Annotated in this window: 14 protein-coding genes; 5 read left to right on the top strand and 9 right to left on the bottom strand. The window is 72.1% G+C overall.

The features are described 5' to 3' along the window. Positions 1 to 54 precede the first annotated feature (54 nt). Positions 55 to 1,092 (top strand): family 43 glycosylhydrolase, encoded by a 1,038-nt coding sequence (locus ACYVJ3_RS03925; RefSeq protein ID WP_460851202.1) that lies wholly within the window; start codon positions 55 to 57, stop codon positions 1,090 to 1,092. Here ACYVJ3_RS03925 and ACYVJ3_RS03930 read toward each other — a convergent pair. Beyond that, the gene (locus tag ACYVJ3_RS03930; protein WP_460851204.1) at positions 1,089 to 2,855 is read right to left on the bottom strand and encodes a serine/threonine-protein kinase; all 1,767 of its coding nucleotides are present in this window, start codon (positions 2,853 to 2,855) and stop codon (positions 1,089 to 1,091) included. The two genes, ACYVJ3_RS03925 and ACYVJ3_RS03930, sit on opposite strands and share 4 nt — an antisense overlap. A 67-nt stretch (positions 2,856 to 2,922) precedes the next feature. On the opposite strand from ACYVJ3_RS03930, the gene ACYVJ3_RS03935 reads away from it, so the two are divergent. Both ACYVJ3_RS03935 and ACYVJ3_RS03940 read left to right on the top strand, forming a co-directional pair. Beyond that, entirely contained in the window at positions 2,923 to 3,744 is an 822-nt protein-coding gene (locus ACYVJ3_RS03935; protein ID WP_460851205.1) for a maleylpyruvate isomerase family mycothiol-dependent enzyme, read from the top strand. Next, positions 3,741 to 4,664 carry an oxidoreductase gene (locus tag ACYVJ3_RS03940; protein ID WP_460851206.1) on the top strand — a complete coding sequence of 308 codons (924 nt, stop codon included), beginning with the start codon at positions 3,741 to 3,743 and terminating at the stop codon, positions 4,662 to 4,664. Before ACYVJ3_RS03935 ends, ACYVJ3_RS03940 begins: the two co-directional genes overlap by 4 nt. Before the next feature lie 104 nt (positions 4,665 to 4,768). Here ACYVJ3_RS03940 and ACYVJ3_RS03945 read toward each other — a convergent pair whose 3' ends face one another. The 3 genes from ACYVJ3_RS03945 to ACYVJ3_RS03955 are packed head-to-tail and all read right to left on the bottom strand — an operon-like array spanning position 4,769 to position 7,961. Continuing rightward, complete coding sequence (locus ACYVJ3_RS03945; RefSeq protein WP_460851207.1) at positions 4,769 to 5,563, bottom strand: crotonase/enoyl-CoA hydratase family protein; 795 nt, start codon at positions 5,561 to 5,563, stop codon at positions 4,769 to 4,771. Positions 5,564 to 5,593: 30 nt separating this feature from the next. Beyond that, complete coding sequence (locus tag ACYVJ3_RS03950) at positions 5,594 to 6,850, bottom strand: fatty acid desaturase family protein (RefSeq protein WP_460851208.1); 1,257 nt, start codon at positions 6,848 to 6,850, stop codon at positions 5,594 to 5,596. A 34-nt stretch (positions 6,851 to 6,884) separates the two neighbouring features. Beyond that, positions 6,885 to 7,961, bottom strand: coding sequence for a ferredoxin reductase (locus tag ACYVJ3_RS03955; RefSeq protein ID WP_460851209.1), 1,077 nt, complete (start codon positions 7,959 to 7,961; stop codon positions 6,885 to 6,887). A 94-nt stretch (positions 7,962 to 8,055) separates the two neighbouring features. Here ACYVJ3_RS03955 and ACYVJ3_RS03960 point away from each other — a divergent pair, with 94 nt between their 5' ends. Then, positions 8,056 to 9,258: a PucR family transcriptional regulator gene (locus ACYVJ3_RS03960; RefSeq protein WP_460851210.1), complete on the top strand. Its 1,203-nt coding sequence runs from the start codon at positions 8,056 to 8,058 to the stop codon at positions 9,256 to 9,258. Then, on the top strand, positions 9,255 to 10,145 hold the full coding sequence (locus ACYVJ3_RS03965; protein WP_460851211.1) for an SGNH/GDSL hydrolase family protein: 891 nt from the start codon (positions 9,255 to 9,257) through the stop codon (positions 10,143 to 10,145). Before ACYVJ3_RS03960 ends, ACYVJ3_RS03965 begins: the two co-directional genes overlap by 4 nt. A 160-nt stretch (positions 10,146 to 10,305) precedes the next feature. On the opposite strand, the gene ACYVJ3_RS03970 is transcribed toward ACYVJ3_RS03965, so the two are convergent. The 5 genes from ACYVJ3_RS03970 to ACYVJ3_RS03990 form a co-directional block, all read right to left on the bottom strand. Further along, the gene (locus ACYVJ3_RS03970) at positions 10,306 to 11,769 is read right to left on the bottom strand and encodes an amidohydrolase (RefSeq protein ID WP_460851212.1); all 1,464 of its coding nucleotides are present in this window, start codon (positions 11,767 to 11,769) and stop codon (positions 10,306 to 10,308) included. Between the two features lie 110 nt (positions 11,770 to 11,879). Beyond that, positions 11,880 to 12,767, bottom strand: coding sequence for an HpcH/HpaI aldolase/citrate lyase family protein (locus tag ACYVJ3_RS03975; RefSeq protein ID WP_460851213.1), 888 nt, complete (start codon positions 12,765 to 12,767; stop codon positions 11,880 to 11,882). After that, the gene (locus ACYVJ3_RS03980; RefSeq protein ID WP_460851214.1) at positions 12,767 to 13,858 is read right to left on the bottom strand and encodes an HpcH/HpaI aldolase/citrate lyase family protein; all 1,092 of its coding nucleotides are present in this window, start codon (positions 13,856 to 13,858) and stop codon (positions 12,767 to 12,769) included. The genes ACYVJ3_RS03975 and ACYVJ3_RS03980 overlap by 1 nt, the downstream gene beginning before the upstream one ends. Before the next feature lie 163 nt (positions 13,859 to 14,021). Continuing rightward, on the bottom strand, positions 14,022 to 14,831 hold the full coding sequence (gene phaZ / locus ACYVJ3_RS03985; protein ID WP_460851215.1) for a poly(3-hydroxyalkanoate) depolymerase: 810 nt from the start codon (positions 14,829 to 14,831) through the stop codon (positions 14,022 to 14,024). An 8-nt stretch (positions 14,832 to 14,839) separates the two neighbouring features. Further along, positions 14,840 to 16,543, bottom strand: a complete 1,704-nt coding sequence (locus ACYVJ3_RS03990) for a PHA/PHB synthase family protein (RefSeq protein WP_460851216.1) — start codon at positions 16,541 to 16,543, stop codon at positions 14,840 to 14,842. Positions 16,544 to 16,611 lie beyond the last annotated feature (68 nt).

Genomic DNA, 16,611 nt, shown 5'->3' on the forward strand with positions numbered 1-16,611 from the left:
GTTTTTGTCGCATTCCCGGGACGGGATTGATCGGGTCGACGTACGGTCCGCCTCGTGCAGCCGTCTCGGGCGTTCAGGAACGCCGCCGTCACCGTGGTCCTCCTCCTCGCGGTCGCTCTCCTCGGTACGCCGACGCGGGCCCTCGCGCACGTCCCGCGGCCCGTCCTCAGCGGACCCGCGGTGGCCGACCCCGGGGTCGTGACGGTCGGGCGGAACCGGGTCGTGGTCGCGACCGGCCGGCACGCGCTGCGTGCCACCCTCGGCCACCGCGCGCACCACTGGAAGTGGGCCGGGAGGGCGCTGAGGCGCCTGCCGCACTGGGCTCGCCGCGGCCCGATCTGGGCGCCGGACCTGGCCAGGGTCGGCCACCGCTGGGTGCTCTACTACGCCGCACCGGTGGGCGGTCTGGGCCCGCAGGGTCGCTGCATCGGCACCGCGATCGGGCGGACGGCGTACGGGCCGTTCCACCCGCTCGACCGGCGACCGCTGGTCTGCCAACGCGGCGCGCACACGCGGCGCGCCTACGACCTCGCCGGCCGGGGGCGTCACCGACCGCGGCGAGGCGTGATCGACCCGTCGTACTTCCGGGACGGCTCGGGCCGCTCCTACCTGCTCTACAAGACGGCCGGCCGGCCCTCGTCGATCCGGGTGCTGCCGCTCGCGCGGGGAGGCCTCGCCCGGCGCCCGCACGCGCACAGCCGCGAGCTGGTGCGCTCGCGCGGGATCGTGGAGAACCCGACCGTCGTACGCCGCGCGAAGCGCTACTACCTCTTCACCTCGGAGGGCTCCTGGGCCGGCTGCGGCTACCGCGAGACGTGGCGGGCCTCGCGCAGCCTGTGGCACTGGTCGGCCTGGTCGCACCCGTTCCTCTCCCAGCGGTCCACGCGAGGGATCTGCGGTCCGGGTGGCGCGGACGTCGCTCGCGGCGCACGGCACGCGGAGGTCTACTTCCACGGGTGGGTACGCCGGCACGGGACCGGCCCGGCACGCAGCCGTCGTCCCGCGTACCGAGGAGCCCGGCGCGCGATCTATGCCGCTCGCCTGGGCTGGCACCGCGGCCGGCCCGTGCTGCGCGGCTTCTTGCGGCGCTAGCTGAGCGGCCGGGCCTGGATGTCGGCGAGCGGTCGGCAGACGTCGCGGACGACGGCGATGCCGTTGTCGCGCTCGGCCGGGGAGACGGCGGTGACGTACACGGCCCACGCGCCCTCGTTGCTGGCCCAGTAGCGGCCCCAGCGGTAGCGCTTGGAGGTGCCGCTCCCGAGCGTGCCCTGGATCGCCTGGCCGGCGTACGAGCCGCCGGCGGACCAGCCGTTCTCGATCCGATCGTTCTTCATCGCACCGAGCAGGTAGGCGCGCGCGTCGCCGGAGGAGTAGGACCGGAAGACGTAGACCCGGCTGTTGCCGCCGGCTCCGTAGGCGCAGCCGTAGCTCTCGGCGATGTAGGAGCTGTTCGGGCTGGCCTTGTAGCACCCGGTCAGCCGGCTCCCGACCATCCAGCGTGCGCCCCTGACGCCCGAGGGCCAGCCGCAGGCAGCGCGGGTGACCGACTTCGTCCCGGTCCAGCAGACGTACGCCGGTGCAGGTGGTGTCGGTGCGGCGCTCGTCGTGCGGGTGACCGGCGGGGCGGCCTGGGCCTCGCGGGTGCGGGTGGTCGTGGCCGGGGCGGCACCGCGGGTCGGGACCGGTAGCGCGCTCGGCAGCGGCTCGGGAGCGACGACATCGCTCTCACCGGGCTTGGCGTGGTGCTTGTGCTTCGTGGCCTTGACCGACGGCGAGACGTCGGCCTGCGGGCTGAGCGAGACGGTCCGGGTCACGGGCGAGCCCGACGTGAGCGTCGTCGGGTCGCCCCCGCCACTGATCAGGGAGCGCACGCCGAAGGCTCCGGCCAGGACGGCGAGCACGGCGGCGACCGCGATGAACGCGGCTCGACGCCGCCGCTGTGGCGGGCTCGCTGCGGGCGTGCCGACGGCGGGCGTTCCGACGCGGTGGCGGATCGAGGTGTGCTCGGGCAGGACGACGGCGGCAGGGGCGAGGGACAGAGCGGCGAGGTCGGCGCGCATGGCGGCGGCGTTCGGGTAGCGGGCGGCCGGGTCCTTCGCGAGGGCGCGGGTCAGGACGGCGTTGACCCCGGTGCTGAACGGGTCCTGCCCGGGAAGCTGGGGGATGGGGCCCTGGAGGTGGCCGAGGGCGACCTCGACCTCGGTGCCGGCGTACGGCGCCGCGGCGGTCAGCGCGAACCAGAGCAGGCACCCGGCGGAGTAGATGTCACCGGCCACGCCGGCGTCCTCGCCCTCGTGGCGCTCGGGGGCCATCCACGACAGGGAGCCGCTGACGCCACCGGTCCGGGTGAGCTGCGCCCCGGCCATGGTGGCGATGCCGAAGTCGCACAGGAACGCCTCGGTGCGGTCGCCCTTGCGGCGTACGAGGACGTTGGCGGGCTTGACGTCGCGGTGGGTGATGCCGACGGCGTGCGCGTCGGACAGCGCCTCGAGCACCTGGTCGGTCAGGTGGACGGCCAGCGGCGGGACCAGCGGGCCGCTCTCGCGCAGCAGCGCGGCCATGTCGCCGCCGTCGATGAGCCGGGTCGAGATGTAGAGGTAGCCGTCCTGCTCGCCGTGGTCGTAGATGTCGACGGTGCGGTCGGAGTCGAGCCGGGCCAGCAGGGTGGCCTCGCGGGAGAAGCGGGTGCGGAACTCGTCGTCGTCGGCGAGGTGCGCGGCGACCAGCTTGAGCGCGACCTCGCGGCCCAGCATGGTGTCGGTGGCGGCGTGCACGACACCCATGCCGCCGTGGCCGAGCCGCCGCCCGATGCGGTAGCGGCCGAACAGGCTGCCGTCGGTCGGCTGCAGTGCCATGGGGACCCCCGAAGATCTGTGCGCGGGACCGAGTCTAGGTGGGGCGCGCGCGTGCTTGAATCGGCGGGTGAGTGACGCCGAGACCCTCGCCCAGTACGTCGACACGTGGTGGAAGTCGATCCAGGACTTCACCTCTCTGATGGACCACGTGCCCGAGGAGGAGTGGTCCACCCCGACCGACCTCCCCGGCTGGACCGTGCACGACGTGGTCGCGCACGTCGCCCACCTCGAGCACCTCTCCGTCGGGGGCGCACACGACGAGGTCGACGGCATCGAGATCGGTACGCCGGACCACGTCCACTCGGGCATGTCCGTGTTCACCGAGCAGGGGGTGGTGGGCCGGCGTACGACGGCTCCTGCCGAGCTGCTCGCCTCGATCCGCCGCGACACCGCGCAGCGCCACGACGACCTGACCGCCGGGATCCCGGGCGGCTCGCAGCCCGCGGACGGCCTGTTCGGGATGATCGGCTGGACCTGGGCGACGTTGCTGCGCAACCGGCCGCTGGACGTGTGGATGCACGAGCAGGACGTACGCCGGGCCGTCGGCCGGCCGGGCGACCTGGACTCCGTGGGTGCCGACCACAGCATCGACTACCTCGCCGCGGCGTGGCCCGTGATCGTCGCGAAGCGGGCCGGCGCTCCGGCCGGTGCGACCGCCGTGCTCGCCGTCGAGAACGGCACCACCGTGGCCGTGGAGGTCGACGAGACCGGGCGTGCACAGCGGCTCGCGGAGGTGCCCGCCGAGCCGACGGTGTCGATCGCGATGGGCCGTGAGGAGTTCGCGGTCGGGTTCGGCGGTCGTCGATCGCTCGGTCTCGACGACGTCACCGTGACCGGCGACCTCGAGCTCGCCGGCGCGATCCTGGCGAAGCTGGCGGCCACGCCGTGAGCTGGTCGACCGCGGACATCCCCGACCTGAGCGGCCGCACCGCGGTCGTCACCGGCCCGACCGTCGGCGGGCTGGGCTTCCACACCGCGCGTGAGCTCGCTGCGCACGGCGCTCGCGTGGTGCTGGCCGGCCGCAACCCGGAGAAGGTCGGTGCGGCCGCCGAGGCGATCCTCTCCGAGAACCCGCGTGCCGCCCTCGAGGTGCTCCAGGTCGACATCTCGTTGCTGGCCTCGGTCCGCGAGGCTGCCGATCGCGCGTCGGCGTACGGCCCGCTGCACCTGCTGGTCAACAACGCCGGCGTGATGGGGACGCCGTACGCCCGGACCGACGAGGGCCTCGAGCAGCAGATGGCGACCAACCACTTCGGGCCGTTCCTGCTCACCGGCCTGCTGCTGCCGCAGCTGGTCGAGAGCGGCGACGGTCGGGTCGTCAACCTCGCCTCGCAGATGCATCGCACGGCGGTCAAGGCGCCGCTCGGCGACCCGTTGGTGCAGAAGGGGCGCTACTCGCGCTGGCACGTCTACGGCCAGAGCAAGCTGGCCAACCTGCTCTTCGTCAGCGAGCTGTCGCGACGGCTCACCGCCGCCGGCCTGCCGGTGAGGGCGCTGGCTGCGCACCCCGGCTTCGCGGGGACGCACCTGGCGGCCAACGGCCAGTACGGCCGGCCCTCGGGCGGCATCGCCTCGATCCTGGACGCCTCGGTCAAGGTGATGTCGCAGTCGGCCGAGGCCGGCGCATGGCCGACCCTGATGGCCGCCACCGCCGACCTGCCCGGCGACACCTACTGCGGGCCGAGCGGGCCCGGCCAGATGGTGGGCGCGCCCCGGGTCGTCGGCCGGTCGCGGCTCGCGCGCGACGCTGCCGCCGCTCGCAAGCTCTGGGAGATCAGCGAGCGCACGACGGGCGTCGCCTACCCCTGAGGACGCCACACGCGTCACACATCTACACCTTTTCCTGAACTTCCACCCCGATGCATTGGGGTGGAAGTTCAGGAATCACCGGTGAACCGGTGATTCCAACGCGGTCAGCGGCTACGCGGCTTGTACGTCGGCACGGCCTTCTTGAACGCGGCCTCCCGCGCGGCGGTGGTGTTGGCCGCGACGAGCAGGAAGGCCTGCTCGATCCGCTCGCGGAAGAAGGTGTGGCGCAGACCGGAGGTCCAGGTGTCGTTGAACAGGCGCTTGGCGGCTGCCAGGGCGTCGGGGGAACGGGTGGCGAGCTGCTCGGCCAGCGCGAACGCCGAGGCGATCGGGTCGTTGGACAGCTCGGTGACCAGGCCGAGCTCCTTGGCGCGGGTCCCGTCGAAGGTCTCGGCGGTCATCGTCAGCAGCTTGGCCTGGTCGATGCCGACGAGCTCCTTGAGGGAGGCGATGCCGGACATGTCGGGGATCAGGCCCCACTTGCCCTCGAGCACCGACCACCGCGAGTCGGGGGTGGCGATCCGGAAGTCCGCCGCCAGCGCGATCTGCAGGCCGCCGCCGAGGCAGTGACCGTGGACCGCGGCGATGACCGGGACGGGGATCCGGCGGAAGCCCCACGGGGCCTCCTGGAAGGTGTTGGTGCCACGCCACGGGCGCGGGACGAAGCCCTTGAGGATCAGCTTCGGGTCGCGCAGCACGGTTGCGAAGTCGAGTCCGGCGCAGAACGCCTCGCCCTCGCCGGAGACGACGACCGCGCGCAGCGTGCGGTCCTTGCGCAACCGATGGGTGGTGGCGACGAGCTCCTCGAGGGTGCGCATCGTCAGCGCGTTCATCTTGTCCGGGCGGCTCAGCCGCACGTGGGCGATGCCGTCGGCGATCTCGCAGGTCACGGTGCTCATGGGAGCAATGCTACTGGCGAGTAACCAGGTTCAGGCGTCGAGCAGCTCGCGGACCGGGTCGGTCTCCTTGTCGGCGGCGCGCGCCTCGAGCTCCGCGGTGAGGCGCTTGCGCGTCTTGCGGTCGGCGGTCGCCATGGCGTGCAGCAGCTTGAGCTGGCCCGGCAGGTTGCGGGCATTGGTCGTCTCCAGCCAGCCGTTGGGCAGCGAGAGCCGGATGATCTTGTGCCAGGCGCTGGCGACCTGCTGCGGCAGCGGGCGCGAGAGGTAGGTCAGGCCGTAGTCGGCGAAGACCTGCTGCACCTGCGGCGCGACCTCGGCGTACCGGTTGCTCGGAAGGTCGGGGAAGAGGTGGTGCTCGATCTGGAAGCTGAGGTTGCCGGTCATGACGTGCATGGCCTTGCTGCCGGAGATGTTCGCCGAGCCGAGCATCTGGCGGACGTACCACTCGCCGCGGGTCTCCTTCTCGGGGATCGAGTCGAGCTCGAACGTCTCCACGCCCTCGGGGAAGTGGCCGCACATGATGACCGAGTGCGACCACCAGTTGCGCACGAAGTTGGCCGTCACGTTCGCCGCGAGCGCCGGCAGGAACGAGCCCGTCGGCAGCGCGAGCAGCGGGTTGACGACGTAGTCCTTGGTCATCTGCTTGCGGATCTTGCGCAGCGTCGACTTCACGCCGAGGGTGAACGACTCGGGCCGCTTGTCCTTGGGCTTCTTGAGGTGGCGCCCGAGCTCCAGGTCGTACGCCGCGATGCCGTACTCGAAGACGCACGCGTTGACGAAGTTCCAGAACGGCTGCAGCAGGAAGAACGGGTGCCAGCGCTGCTCCTCGTCGACGCGCATGATGCCGTAGCCGAGGTCGTTGTCCTTGCCGACGATGTTCGTGTACGTGTGGTGCACCTGGTTGTGCGAGTGCTTCCACGCGTCCGACGGCGTCGCGTTGTCCCACTCCCAGGTGGTCGAGTGGATCTTGGGGTCACGCATCCAGTCCCACTGGCCGTGCATGACGTTGTGGCCGATCTCCATGTTCTCCAGGATCTTGGCGACGCTCAGGCCGGCGGTGCCGAGCAGCCAGGCCGGCGGCAGGATCGAGAACAGCAGGACGGCGCGCGAACCGAGCTCGAGCTTGCGCTGGAAGTCGACCATGCCGCGGATGTACGCCGCGTCGCTCTCGCCGCGGCTCTCGATGACCTCCGCACGGATGGCGTCGAGGCGGCGACCGATCTCGGCGATGTCGTCGGCCGTGAGATGGGCGATCGGGCTCTCGGGCTTGTTCGTGATGGTGGTCATTGACGGGCTCCTTCGGTGATCGAGCTGGTCGAGATCAGTGGTCGAGGTGGCACTCGCCCGCAGGGGCGGAGATGCAGGTCTGGATGGGTACGCCGGCGCGGTCGGTCTCGCCGGGGACGGCGACGGTGACCTCGCCGGTGCGCAGGTCGCGCACGGCGCCCTTGGTCATCGGCAGCACGCAGCCCATGCAGATACCCATCCGGCAGCCGCTGGGCATCAGCACGCCGGCCTCCTCGGCCGCGTCCAGGATGGGGGTGGAGCCGTCGACGCCGACGTCGAGCCCGGACCGGCCGAAGCTGACCGTGCCGCCCTCGGCCTCGCCGCCCAGCAGGGCGGGACGGAAGCGCTCGGTGAACAGGCTCAGCCCGGTCTCGGCGTAGAACGTCTCCAGGGTGTCCAGCAGACCGGCCGGGCCGCAGGCGTAGCCGACGCGCTCGGCGAGGTCGGGGACCTCGGTCTGCAGGTCGGCCGTGGTGAGCAGGCCGTCGGTGTCGGTGTGGCGCTCGATCAGGCGCAGTCGGCCGGCCTCGGCGTGCGCGCGGAGCTCGTCGCCGAAGATGACGTCGTCGTGGGTGAGCGCGGAGTGGACCAGGACGATGTCGAGGTCGGTGCGCGGCTCGGCGGCCGAGAAGAGGTTGCGCAGCATGCCGACCACGGGGGTGATGCCGGAGCCGCCGGTGATCAGCAGCAGCTTGCGGTGGGCCGCGTCGAGCACGAACTCGCCCTCGGGCTGGGCCAGCTGGACCATCTGGCCCGGCCGCGCGTTGCGCACGAGGTGGTTCGAGACGGTGCCGCCGGGGATCGCCTTGACGGTGATCGAGATGCGGCGGTCCTTGCGGGGGCCGTGGGTCAGCGAGTAGCAGCGCCAGAGGCGTACGCCGTCGACGTCGACGGACATGCGGACGTACTGGCCCGGCAGGTGGCCGGCCCAGTCGCGGCCCGGGAGGATCTCGATGGTCGCGGAGTCGGCGGTCTCGGCGCGGACCGCGGTGATCCGGCCCTGGACCTGCTCGGGACCCGTGCCGCCGCGCAGCGGGCGGAAGTGGTCGAGGAGGTCATCGAGCGTCAGCGGGTGGACCGCAGCATCGGCGACCGCTCGGAGAAGACTCATGTCTTCATAGTGATGGCCGCTCACGCTAAAGTCCTGTGTGGTGTCGGTGAATCGAGGCCTGTTCCTTGTTCGCATCTGACAAAAGAAGGTGACGATGGACGCGAACCTGTTCACGGCGTCCGGCCCGCTGCTGACCGCCGAGCAGGCAGCGGTCATCCGCGCGGAGCTGCCGGACGTCGCCGACGACGTCATCGACCGGGTCGTCGCCGAGGTCCGGGCCTACGCCGGGGCCTTCAACGGGCCGATGGGCGACAACATCCGGCGGGCGGTGCACGCCGCGCTGGCCGGCTTCGTCACCATCGTCTCCGGCGACCAGTCCGGCAGCGAGGTCCGTGCGGCGGCCACCGACGGCGCCTACCAGCTCGGCCGCGGCGAGGCGCGCAGCGGCCGGACGACCGACGCGCTCCTGTCGGCGTACCGGATCGGCGCCCTGACCTCCTGGAAGCACCTCTCCCGCCAGGCCGTCGAGCTCGGCATCGACGCGACGACGGTCGCGTCGTTCGCGGGCCTGGTGTTCGCCTGGATCGACGAGCTGTCGGCCGCCTCGGTCGCCGGCCACCGCGACGAGGAGGAGACGACCGGCCGCGTGCGTCAGCGGCTGCTCGAGCGGCTGGCGCAGGCGCTGCTGGACGGTCGCTCCGAGCAGGAGCTGACGACCACGGCGGACGAGGCCGACTGGCGGCCGCCGGAGACGCTCACGGCGGTGCTGGTCGCGTCCTCGCAGATGGCGCCGGTGCGCCAGCTCGTCTCGTCGCGCGCCCTCGTGCCCGGGGGCCAGACCGGGCTCGACGGCCTCGGCGTGCTGCTCGTGCCCGACGTGCACGGCAGGGGCCGGGCCGCCCTGCTCGAGCTCGTGCGCGACCGCGCGGCGTACGTCGGACCGGCGCGGCCGTGGCTGCACGCCCACGAGTCCTACGCCCGGGCGCTGCGTGCTCGCGAGCTGGGTCTGGCCGGCGACTCCGACGTCCACCTCGTCGAGCTCGTCCGTCGCGCCGACCCGGCTGCCCTGGAGGATCTTCGCCGCCGGGCGCTGGCGCCGCTCGCCGACCTGCGGCCGACCGCGGCGGCCAAGCTGACCGAGACGCTGCGGGCGTGGTTGCTGCACCAGGGCCGGCGGGAGGACATCGCGGCCGCGCTGTTCGTGCACCCGCAGACCGTCCGCTACCGCGTCACGCAGCTGCGCGAGCTGTTCGGGGAGTCGTTGCAGGATCCCGCTACCGTGATGGCGCTGACCATCGCCCTGGGTCGGGACGATCCGGGCGGCGACGACCAGGGCGACGAGGAGCCGACTGCGTGAGGAAGATCTTGCTGGCCGTCCCGGCCCTGGTTCTCGGGCTCACGGCCTGCGGCGGCCCCACGACGCACGTGCGCCCGGGCTCGACGTCGACCGGTCCCTCGGCCGCGTCCACCTGGGCGGGCAAGTCGTACGTCGCCCTCGGCGACTCCTACACCTCCGCGCCGAACGTCGGCGGCCGGGACGCGGTGAGCGGCCGGGTCGTGTGCGGCCAGTCGCGGCTGAACTACCCCCACCGGCTCGCGATCCAGCTCGGCCTGCAGCTCGAGGACGTCAGCTGTGGTGGGGCGGCGACGGACGACATGACGCAGCGGCAGTCGGTCGGTGGCACCTCGGTGCCGCCGCAGCTCGACGCGCTCCGTGCCTCGACCGACCTCGTCTCGATCGGGATCGGCGGCAACGACGGCCAGGTCATGCAGCTGCTCGGCAGCTGCTCGTCGCTGGCGCACGGCGACCCCCACGGCGACCCGTGCACCCAGCGGCTCGATCAGGCCGGAGCCTGGCTGGCGCGGCTCCAGAGCGCCCTGCAGAAGCGCGTCGTGACCGTCCTCGCCGAGATCGGCCGGCGGGCGCCTCGCGCGAAGGTCCTGGTCGTCGGCTACCCGCAGATCATCGGCGCGGACGGCGGCTGCAGCCGCCTCCCGCTCGCCACCGGCGACGCCGCCACCGTCCGCAAGGTGGTCCGAGCGGACAACACGTCGCTCGCGCGGGCGGCTGCCCGGGCAGGAGCGACGTACGTCGACACCTGGACGGCGACCGCCGGGCACGGCATCTGCTCCACCGACCCGTGGATCGCCGGCATCACGCCGACCGAGCCCGCTGCGCCGCTGCACCCGTACGCCGCCGAGCAGGCGGCCGTGGCACGCCAGATCGAGGCCGCGCTCTCCTAGGCCGTGTCTCCCCATCCCGTGGCGGCGCCGGCGCCGCCCAGGCGGCACGCTCGCGGCGTTGCCGCCGCTCGGAAGACAACCCGGTATGCCGTCGCGACGGCGCCTTGCGATCGCACCACCTGGACGACGCGGGCATCCGCCGAGGATGGGGAGACAAGGCCTAGCTGCGGTGGGTGATCCGCCCGGCCACCACGGTCAGGGCGACACCGGGGCGGGTCGTGGTGAGCGGGTCGTCCTCGAGGAGCACCAGGTCGCCGCGGGAGCCGACCGCGACCATCGGCTGGCCGTCGGTGGACGCGGCGAGCGCCTCCTGGCGGGTGAGCGCCTGCTCGGGGTGCCACGCGGGACGGTCGTCGCCGGTCCGGCGTACGGCGGCGTCGATCGCGAGCCACGGGTCGAGCGGGGAGACGGGGGCATCGGAGCCGAGGGCGAGCTCGACGCCGGCGTCGAGCAGTGAGCGGAAGGCATAGGCGCGGCCGCCGCGACCGGGCCAGGTGAGGTCGATCAGGTCGCGGTCGTCGACGAGGTGGTGCGGCTGGACGCTGGCACGGACGGGCAGCTGCGCGAGGCGCGCGATCGCCTTGTCGGTGATCAGCTGGGCGTGCTCGATCGACCCACGGGCATGGGTGAGCGCGTAGGCGTCGAGCGCCTGGTCGATCGCCGCGTCGCCGATCGCGTGGGTGGCGACCTCGAAGCCGTGGGAGTGCGCGCGGGCGAGGAGCGCGGTCAGCTCGTGGGTCCCGACGTTGGGGGCGCCCTGCGGGCTGTCGGGGTGCGGGTCGTGCGCGTAGGGCTGGTGGCACCACGCCGTGCGGGTGTTCAGCGAGCCGTCGCTGATGATCTTGAGGGGCCCCATGGTCAGCCGGTCGTCGCCCTCGAGGAGGGGGGTCCCCGTGCGGAGGTGCTGGTCGATCGCGGGCTCCAGGCCCTCGGCGTACGTCGCCGCCCGGACCCTGAGCAGGTCGCAGCCGTTGCCCCACCGCTCGCGCCAGGCGTCGAGGTCGGCGACGAACTCGAGGTCGACCAGCCCGACGACGCCCATCGCCGCGGCCTGCTGCAGCGTCGTCGCGTAGTCGGCGTCGGTGATGGGGGCCAGGCCGTCGAGCAGCCGGTAGGCGGCGTACCACTCGTCCTCGGCGACGACGCCCTCACGATGTGGCAGCCCGAGCGCGGCCTGGGCAGCGGAGTTGAGCCATGCGTGGTGCCCGTCGCCGGCGACCAGGATGACCGGCGTGATCCCGGAGACCTCGTCGAGCTCGGCCGCCGTGCCCTGGCGGGTCCAGGTCGCCGGGCGGTGGCCCCACCCGATGACCGGGATGCCAGGTGCTGTCGCCACGCGGTCGGCAGCCAGCGCGATCGCCTGCTCGGGGGACCGTGCCCGGCTGGTGTCCAGCCGCTTGCCCGCCTGCGCCCACTGGCCCAGGTGGACGTGCTGGTCCCACAGCCCGGGGATCAGCCACCGACCCTCGGCGTCGACCTCCTCGATGCCGGCCGAGCGGTCCAGGTCGGGACCCACGCGGGTGACCACGCCGTCCTCGACGAGCACGTCGACGGGGTGGTCCGGCGGGACGTCGTACGTCGCGAGCGCGACCAGCCGGGCGGAGCGGAGGAGCAGGCTGGTCACCCGATCGAGCCTAGGTGGCGCGGGCTCGGGTGGAGAAATGCGTAGTCCCTGACGAGAAGCACGACCTCCCCGCTGGGAAGGTGTGCTTCTCGTCAGGGACTATCGGCGGATCAGTCCTGGAGAGCGGCGATCGCCTCGGCGATCGACAGGGTGCGCTTGGCGGACTCGACGTGGAGGTTCTCCACCATCTTGTTGTTGTAGGTGACGACGCCGCCGGTCGAGGACTCGAAGGCCTCGATCAGGCCGCGGGCGTCGGTGATGGCGGCCTCGGACGGGGCGAAGCCCGCGTTGGCCGGCTCGACCTGGCCCGGGTGGATGAGGGTCTTGCCGTCGAAGCCCATCTGGCGGCCCTGCTCGACCTCGGCCTGGAAGCCCTCGAGGTTCTTCACGTCGTTGTAGACACCGTCGATGATCACGATGCCGGCGGCACGGGCGGCGATGAGCGCGTGGTGCAGGCTCGGCAGGATCGGGGCGCGGCCGGGCACGTGCTCGGCGTACAGCTCCTTGACGAGGTCGTTGGTGCCCATCACGAAGCCCGTCAGGCGCGGCGACGCGGTGGCGATGGCATAGGCGTTGATCATGCCGATCGGGGTCTCGACCATGGCCCAGAGCTTGGTCTTCTCGGGGGCGCCGGCGGCCTCGAGCGCGGCCACGAGCTGCTGGACCTCCTCGGCGGAGTTCACCTTCGGGACGAGTACGACGTCCGGGCCGGCGGCAGCCGCGGCCTTGATGTCCGCGTCGTGCCACTCGGTGCCGATGCCGTTGACGCGGATGATCAGCTGGCGCTTGCCGTACTCACCGGACGTGACGGCGGCGGCGGCCTTGGCCCGGCCGTCGACCTTGGCGTCCGGCGCGACGGCGTCCTCGAGGTCGAAGATGATCGCGTCGGCGGGGAGTGTCTTGGCCTTCTCCAGTGCCCGCTCGTTGGAGCTGGGCATGTAGAGGACGGAGCGCAGCGGCTTGAACTGTCCGTCGGTGGTTGAGCTTGTCGAAACCATCACGCCTCCTGGGGAGCGGGGATCGCGTCGTACATGGCCTTGAGGTCGGGGTCGATCGCCGAGAGCTGCTCGGCGAGCTCGACCTGCACCAGGCACTGCTTGAGGGAGGCGTCGTCCTCCATCTTGCCGTCGATCATGACGGCACCGGTGCCGTCGCCCATGGCGGCGACGACGCGGCGGGCGTGGGCGATGTCCTCGACGCTCGGCGCGAAGACCTTGTTGGCGATCTTGATCTGCACGGGGTGCAGCGACCAGGCGCCGACGCAGCCGAGGAGGAACGCGTTGCGGAACTGGTCCTCGCAGGCCTGCTCGTCCTTGATGTCGCCGAACGGGCCCCAGTAGGGGTAGATCCCGTGCGTCACGCACGCGTCGACCATGCGCGCGATCGTGTAGTGGTAGAGGTCCTGCTGGTACGTCGTGCGGGCGGCGTCGTAGGCGAAGCCGCCGTCGTCGGTGCGCGGCGCGTCCGCGCGGACGAGGTAGCCCGGGTGCGGGCCGCCGACGCGGGTGGTCTTCATGCGGCGGTCGGCCGCGAGGTCGGCGGGGCCGAGGGAGAGGCCCTGCATGCGCGGGGAGGCGCCGCAGATCTCCTCGATGTTGGCGACGCCGCGGGCGGTCTCGAGGATCGCGTGGATCAGGATCGGCTTGGTGATGCCGCCCTTGGCCTCGAGCTGGGCCAGGATCCGGTCGACGTAGTGGATGTCCTCGGCGCCCTGCACCTTGGGGACCATGATCACGTCGAGCTTCTCGCCGATGGCCGGGACCAGGGTGGTCAGGTCGTCGAGCACCCACGGGCTGTCGAGCGCGTTGATGCGCGTCCACAGCTGGGTCGGGCCGAAGTCGGTGTCCTGGGCGATCTTCACCAGGCCCTCGCGGGCGGCGACCTTGTTGTCGGCCTTGATGGCGTCCTCGAGGTTGCCGAGCAGCACGTCGACGGTGCCGACCATGGCGGGGATCTTGGCCGCCATCTTCTCGTTGCTCGGGTCGAAGAAGTGGATCGCGCGGCTCGGCCGGGCGGGGATCTCGCGCAGCGGCTCGGGCGCGCCGACCGCCAGCGGACGGAAGAAGTCCTTAGCACTCTTGTGGCTCACGTTCCGCGACCTTACCGATCGGTGCCGCGGAGGTGTTATGACCGATCTCTCGCGAGACGGTCAGGAACGGCGCGACAAGCCGTGACCTGCCGGGTGCACCCGGCAGGTCACGAGAGCGTCGAGGACGCCAGGGGCGAAGGCGCCGCTCCTGCCCCCCCGCCGTCTATGACTCCGGACGCAAGAACCCCGCGACCACCGGCGCCAGCTCGGGGGCACTGGTGACCAGCCCGAGGTGGCCGTCGTCGTAGACGTGCAGCTCGGCGCGGGGGAGCAGCCGGTGCATGATGCGCGCGTTGACCAGCGGGATCAGCGGGTCGTCGCTGCCGGCCAGGATCAGGGTGGGCTGTCGGATGAAGGGCAGGCCGGGCAGGCTCGACCAGCCGGCCCCCGCGAGCAGCTGGAGCAGGTAGCCGCGCTTGGAGCCGACGCGCGACTCGGCGTGCATGAGCCGGCGTACGTCCTCGGGGCGGTCGCGCATCTGGCCGCCGTACAGCTCGGCGGCGACCTGCACGGCGTAGTCGGCGTCGCGGTAGCGCTGCGGGGTGACCATCTTGCGCAGCACCGACAGGCGCGCGGGCACCATCAGCGAGCCGGTGGCGGTGCTGACCAGCACCAGGCGCCGGCAGCGGCGCGGGCTCTGGAAGGCGATCTGCTGGGCGAGCCCGCCGCCCCAGGAGATGCCGAGGACGTCGTACCGATCGTGACCGAGGTCGGTCATCAACCTGCTGACGAAGAGCGCGAGGAGCGCGAAGTTGTAGGGCACCTGCGGATCCGGCGAGCCGCCGACGCCGGGTACGTCGAAGCGGATCACCTCGATCCGTTCGTCGAGCTCGTCCACGAACGGCTGGAGGAGGTCGAGGCTCGCGCCGATCCCGTTGCACAGCAGCAGTGGCGGGCCCGGCTCGGTGCCGGGCCGCACCGAGACCCGGATCTCGTGGCCGAGCACGGTGCGCCACTGCAGCTGGGAGGACACGGTCGACCTCACTTGTCGAAGACGTACGTACCGGGGGCGGGCGCCAGCGGCTGGAGCCGCGTCGAGCCGAGCTCCTTGGGCGCGGGCACCATCTCACCGCTGCGCTCGGCCATCCAGGCCGCCACGTCGGTCCACCAGGTGCCCTGCTGGGTCTGCGCGCCCTTGAGCCAGGTCTTCGGGTCGGTGCTGGTGTCGTCGTTGGTGTGGAACGACGCCTTGGGGTTTCCGGGCGGGTTGACGAGCGCGGCGATGTGGCCGCTGGTGGACAGCACGAACCGGCTGGTGCCGCCCAGCAGCTGGGTGGTGCGGTAGCAGTTCTCCCACGGCGTGATGTGGTCGGCGATGCCGGCGACGATGTAGGAGTCGACGGTGACCTGCGCGAGGTCGATCGGTACGCCGAGCACGGTGATGCCGCCCGCGCGGTTGAGGGAGTTGTCCATCGCCATGTCGACGAAGTCGGCGTGCAGGCCGGCCGTCATCCGGGTGGTGTCGGCGTTCCAGGCGAGGATGTCGAAGGCGGGCGGCTTCTTGCCGAGCAGGTAGTTGTTGACCCAGTAGTTCCAGATCAGGTCGCTGGGCCGCAGCCACGCGAACACCTCGGCGAGCGACCGGCCGTCGAGGTAGCCCTTGCGCGCCGACCTCGCCTTGGCCAGCTCGGCCATGCGCCGGTTGGAGAACGCCGAGACGGTGCCGGCGTCCTCGTTGTCGATGACGGTGACGGCCAGGCAGAGCGCGGCGAGGCGGTCCTGACGACCGATGCCGGCGAGGTACGCGGCGGTGATACTGGCCAGGATGCCGCCGGAGCAGATACCGCCCAGGAACGTGCGGGTGGTGCCGGTGATCTCCTCAACCGCCTCGAGGGCCTCCAAGATCGCGCGGACGTAGGTCTCGAAGTCCCAGTCGGCGTGCCGAGCGTCAGGGTTGCGCCACGAGATGACGAACGTCTGGCGTCCGTGCTGCGCGCTGAACTCGACCAGGCTGCGGCCGGGCGCGAGGTCGATCGCGTAGAACTTGTTGATGGTCGGCGGGACGATCAGCAGCGGCACGTCCTGGACGTCGTCGGTCTGCGGGGCGTACTGGATCAGCTCGAGCTGGTCGTTGCGGAACACGACCGCGCCTGGTGAGGCGGCGAGGTTCTCGCCGAGCGTGAAGCCGCTGGTGTCGACCATCTCGGGGATGCGCGGCGAGGAAACGAGGTCCTTGACGAGCTGGCCACCGCCGCGGACCAGGCTCAGCCCGGCGGTGTCGATGGCCGCCTTGGCCGACTCCGGGTTGACCAGCGGAATGTTGCTGGGGGCCAGCGCCTCAACCACGTTCTCGACGAGGAAGCGGACGCGCTTGCGGTCACGCGGCTCGAGATCGGCGGCGGAGACCAGGTCGTCGACGGTCGCGCCCGTCGCGAGGTAGAGCTGGGCCAGTCGCTTGAGGAGCGGGTTTTCGCGCCAGGCGGTGTCGGTGAAGCGGCGGTCGCCGCGGCGCGGCTGCACCTGCGAGACGCCGGCCAGGATGCGCCCGGCCTCGGCGCCGAGGCCGCCGATCCGGCGTACGGTGCTGCGCGGCTGGCGGGCCAGGGACACCGCCCAGCGGGCCGTGGAGATGTCGGGGGCGAAGCGACGGATCGGCCCGAGGGCAGCGTCCACGAGGAGGGCGTCCAGCGGGGCGGCGCTGTCGGCGAGCTGGCTCAGGCTGTGGAGGGTCTTCGTCGCGGGCATGTCCTCACTGTGCTCGCCAGGCGGGGTCGGCGTCATCAGGCCGCCGCACGACTTTCTCGCCGAGGGTT

The organism is Nocardioides montaniterrae (assembly GCF_054782655.1).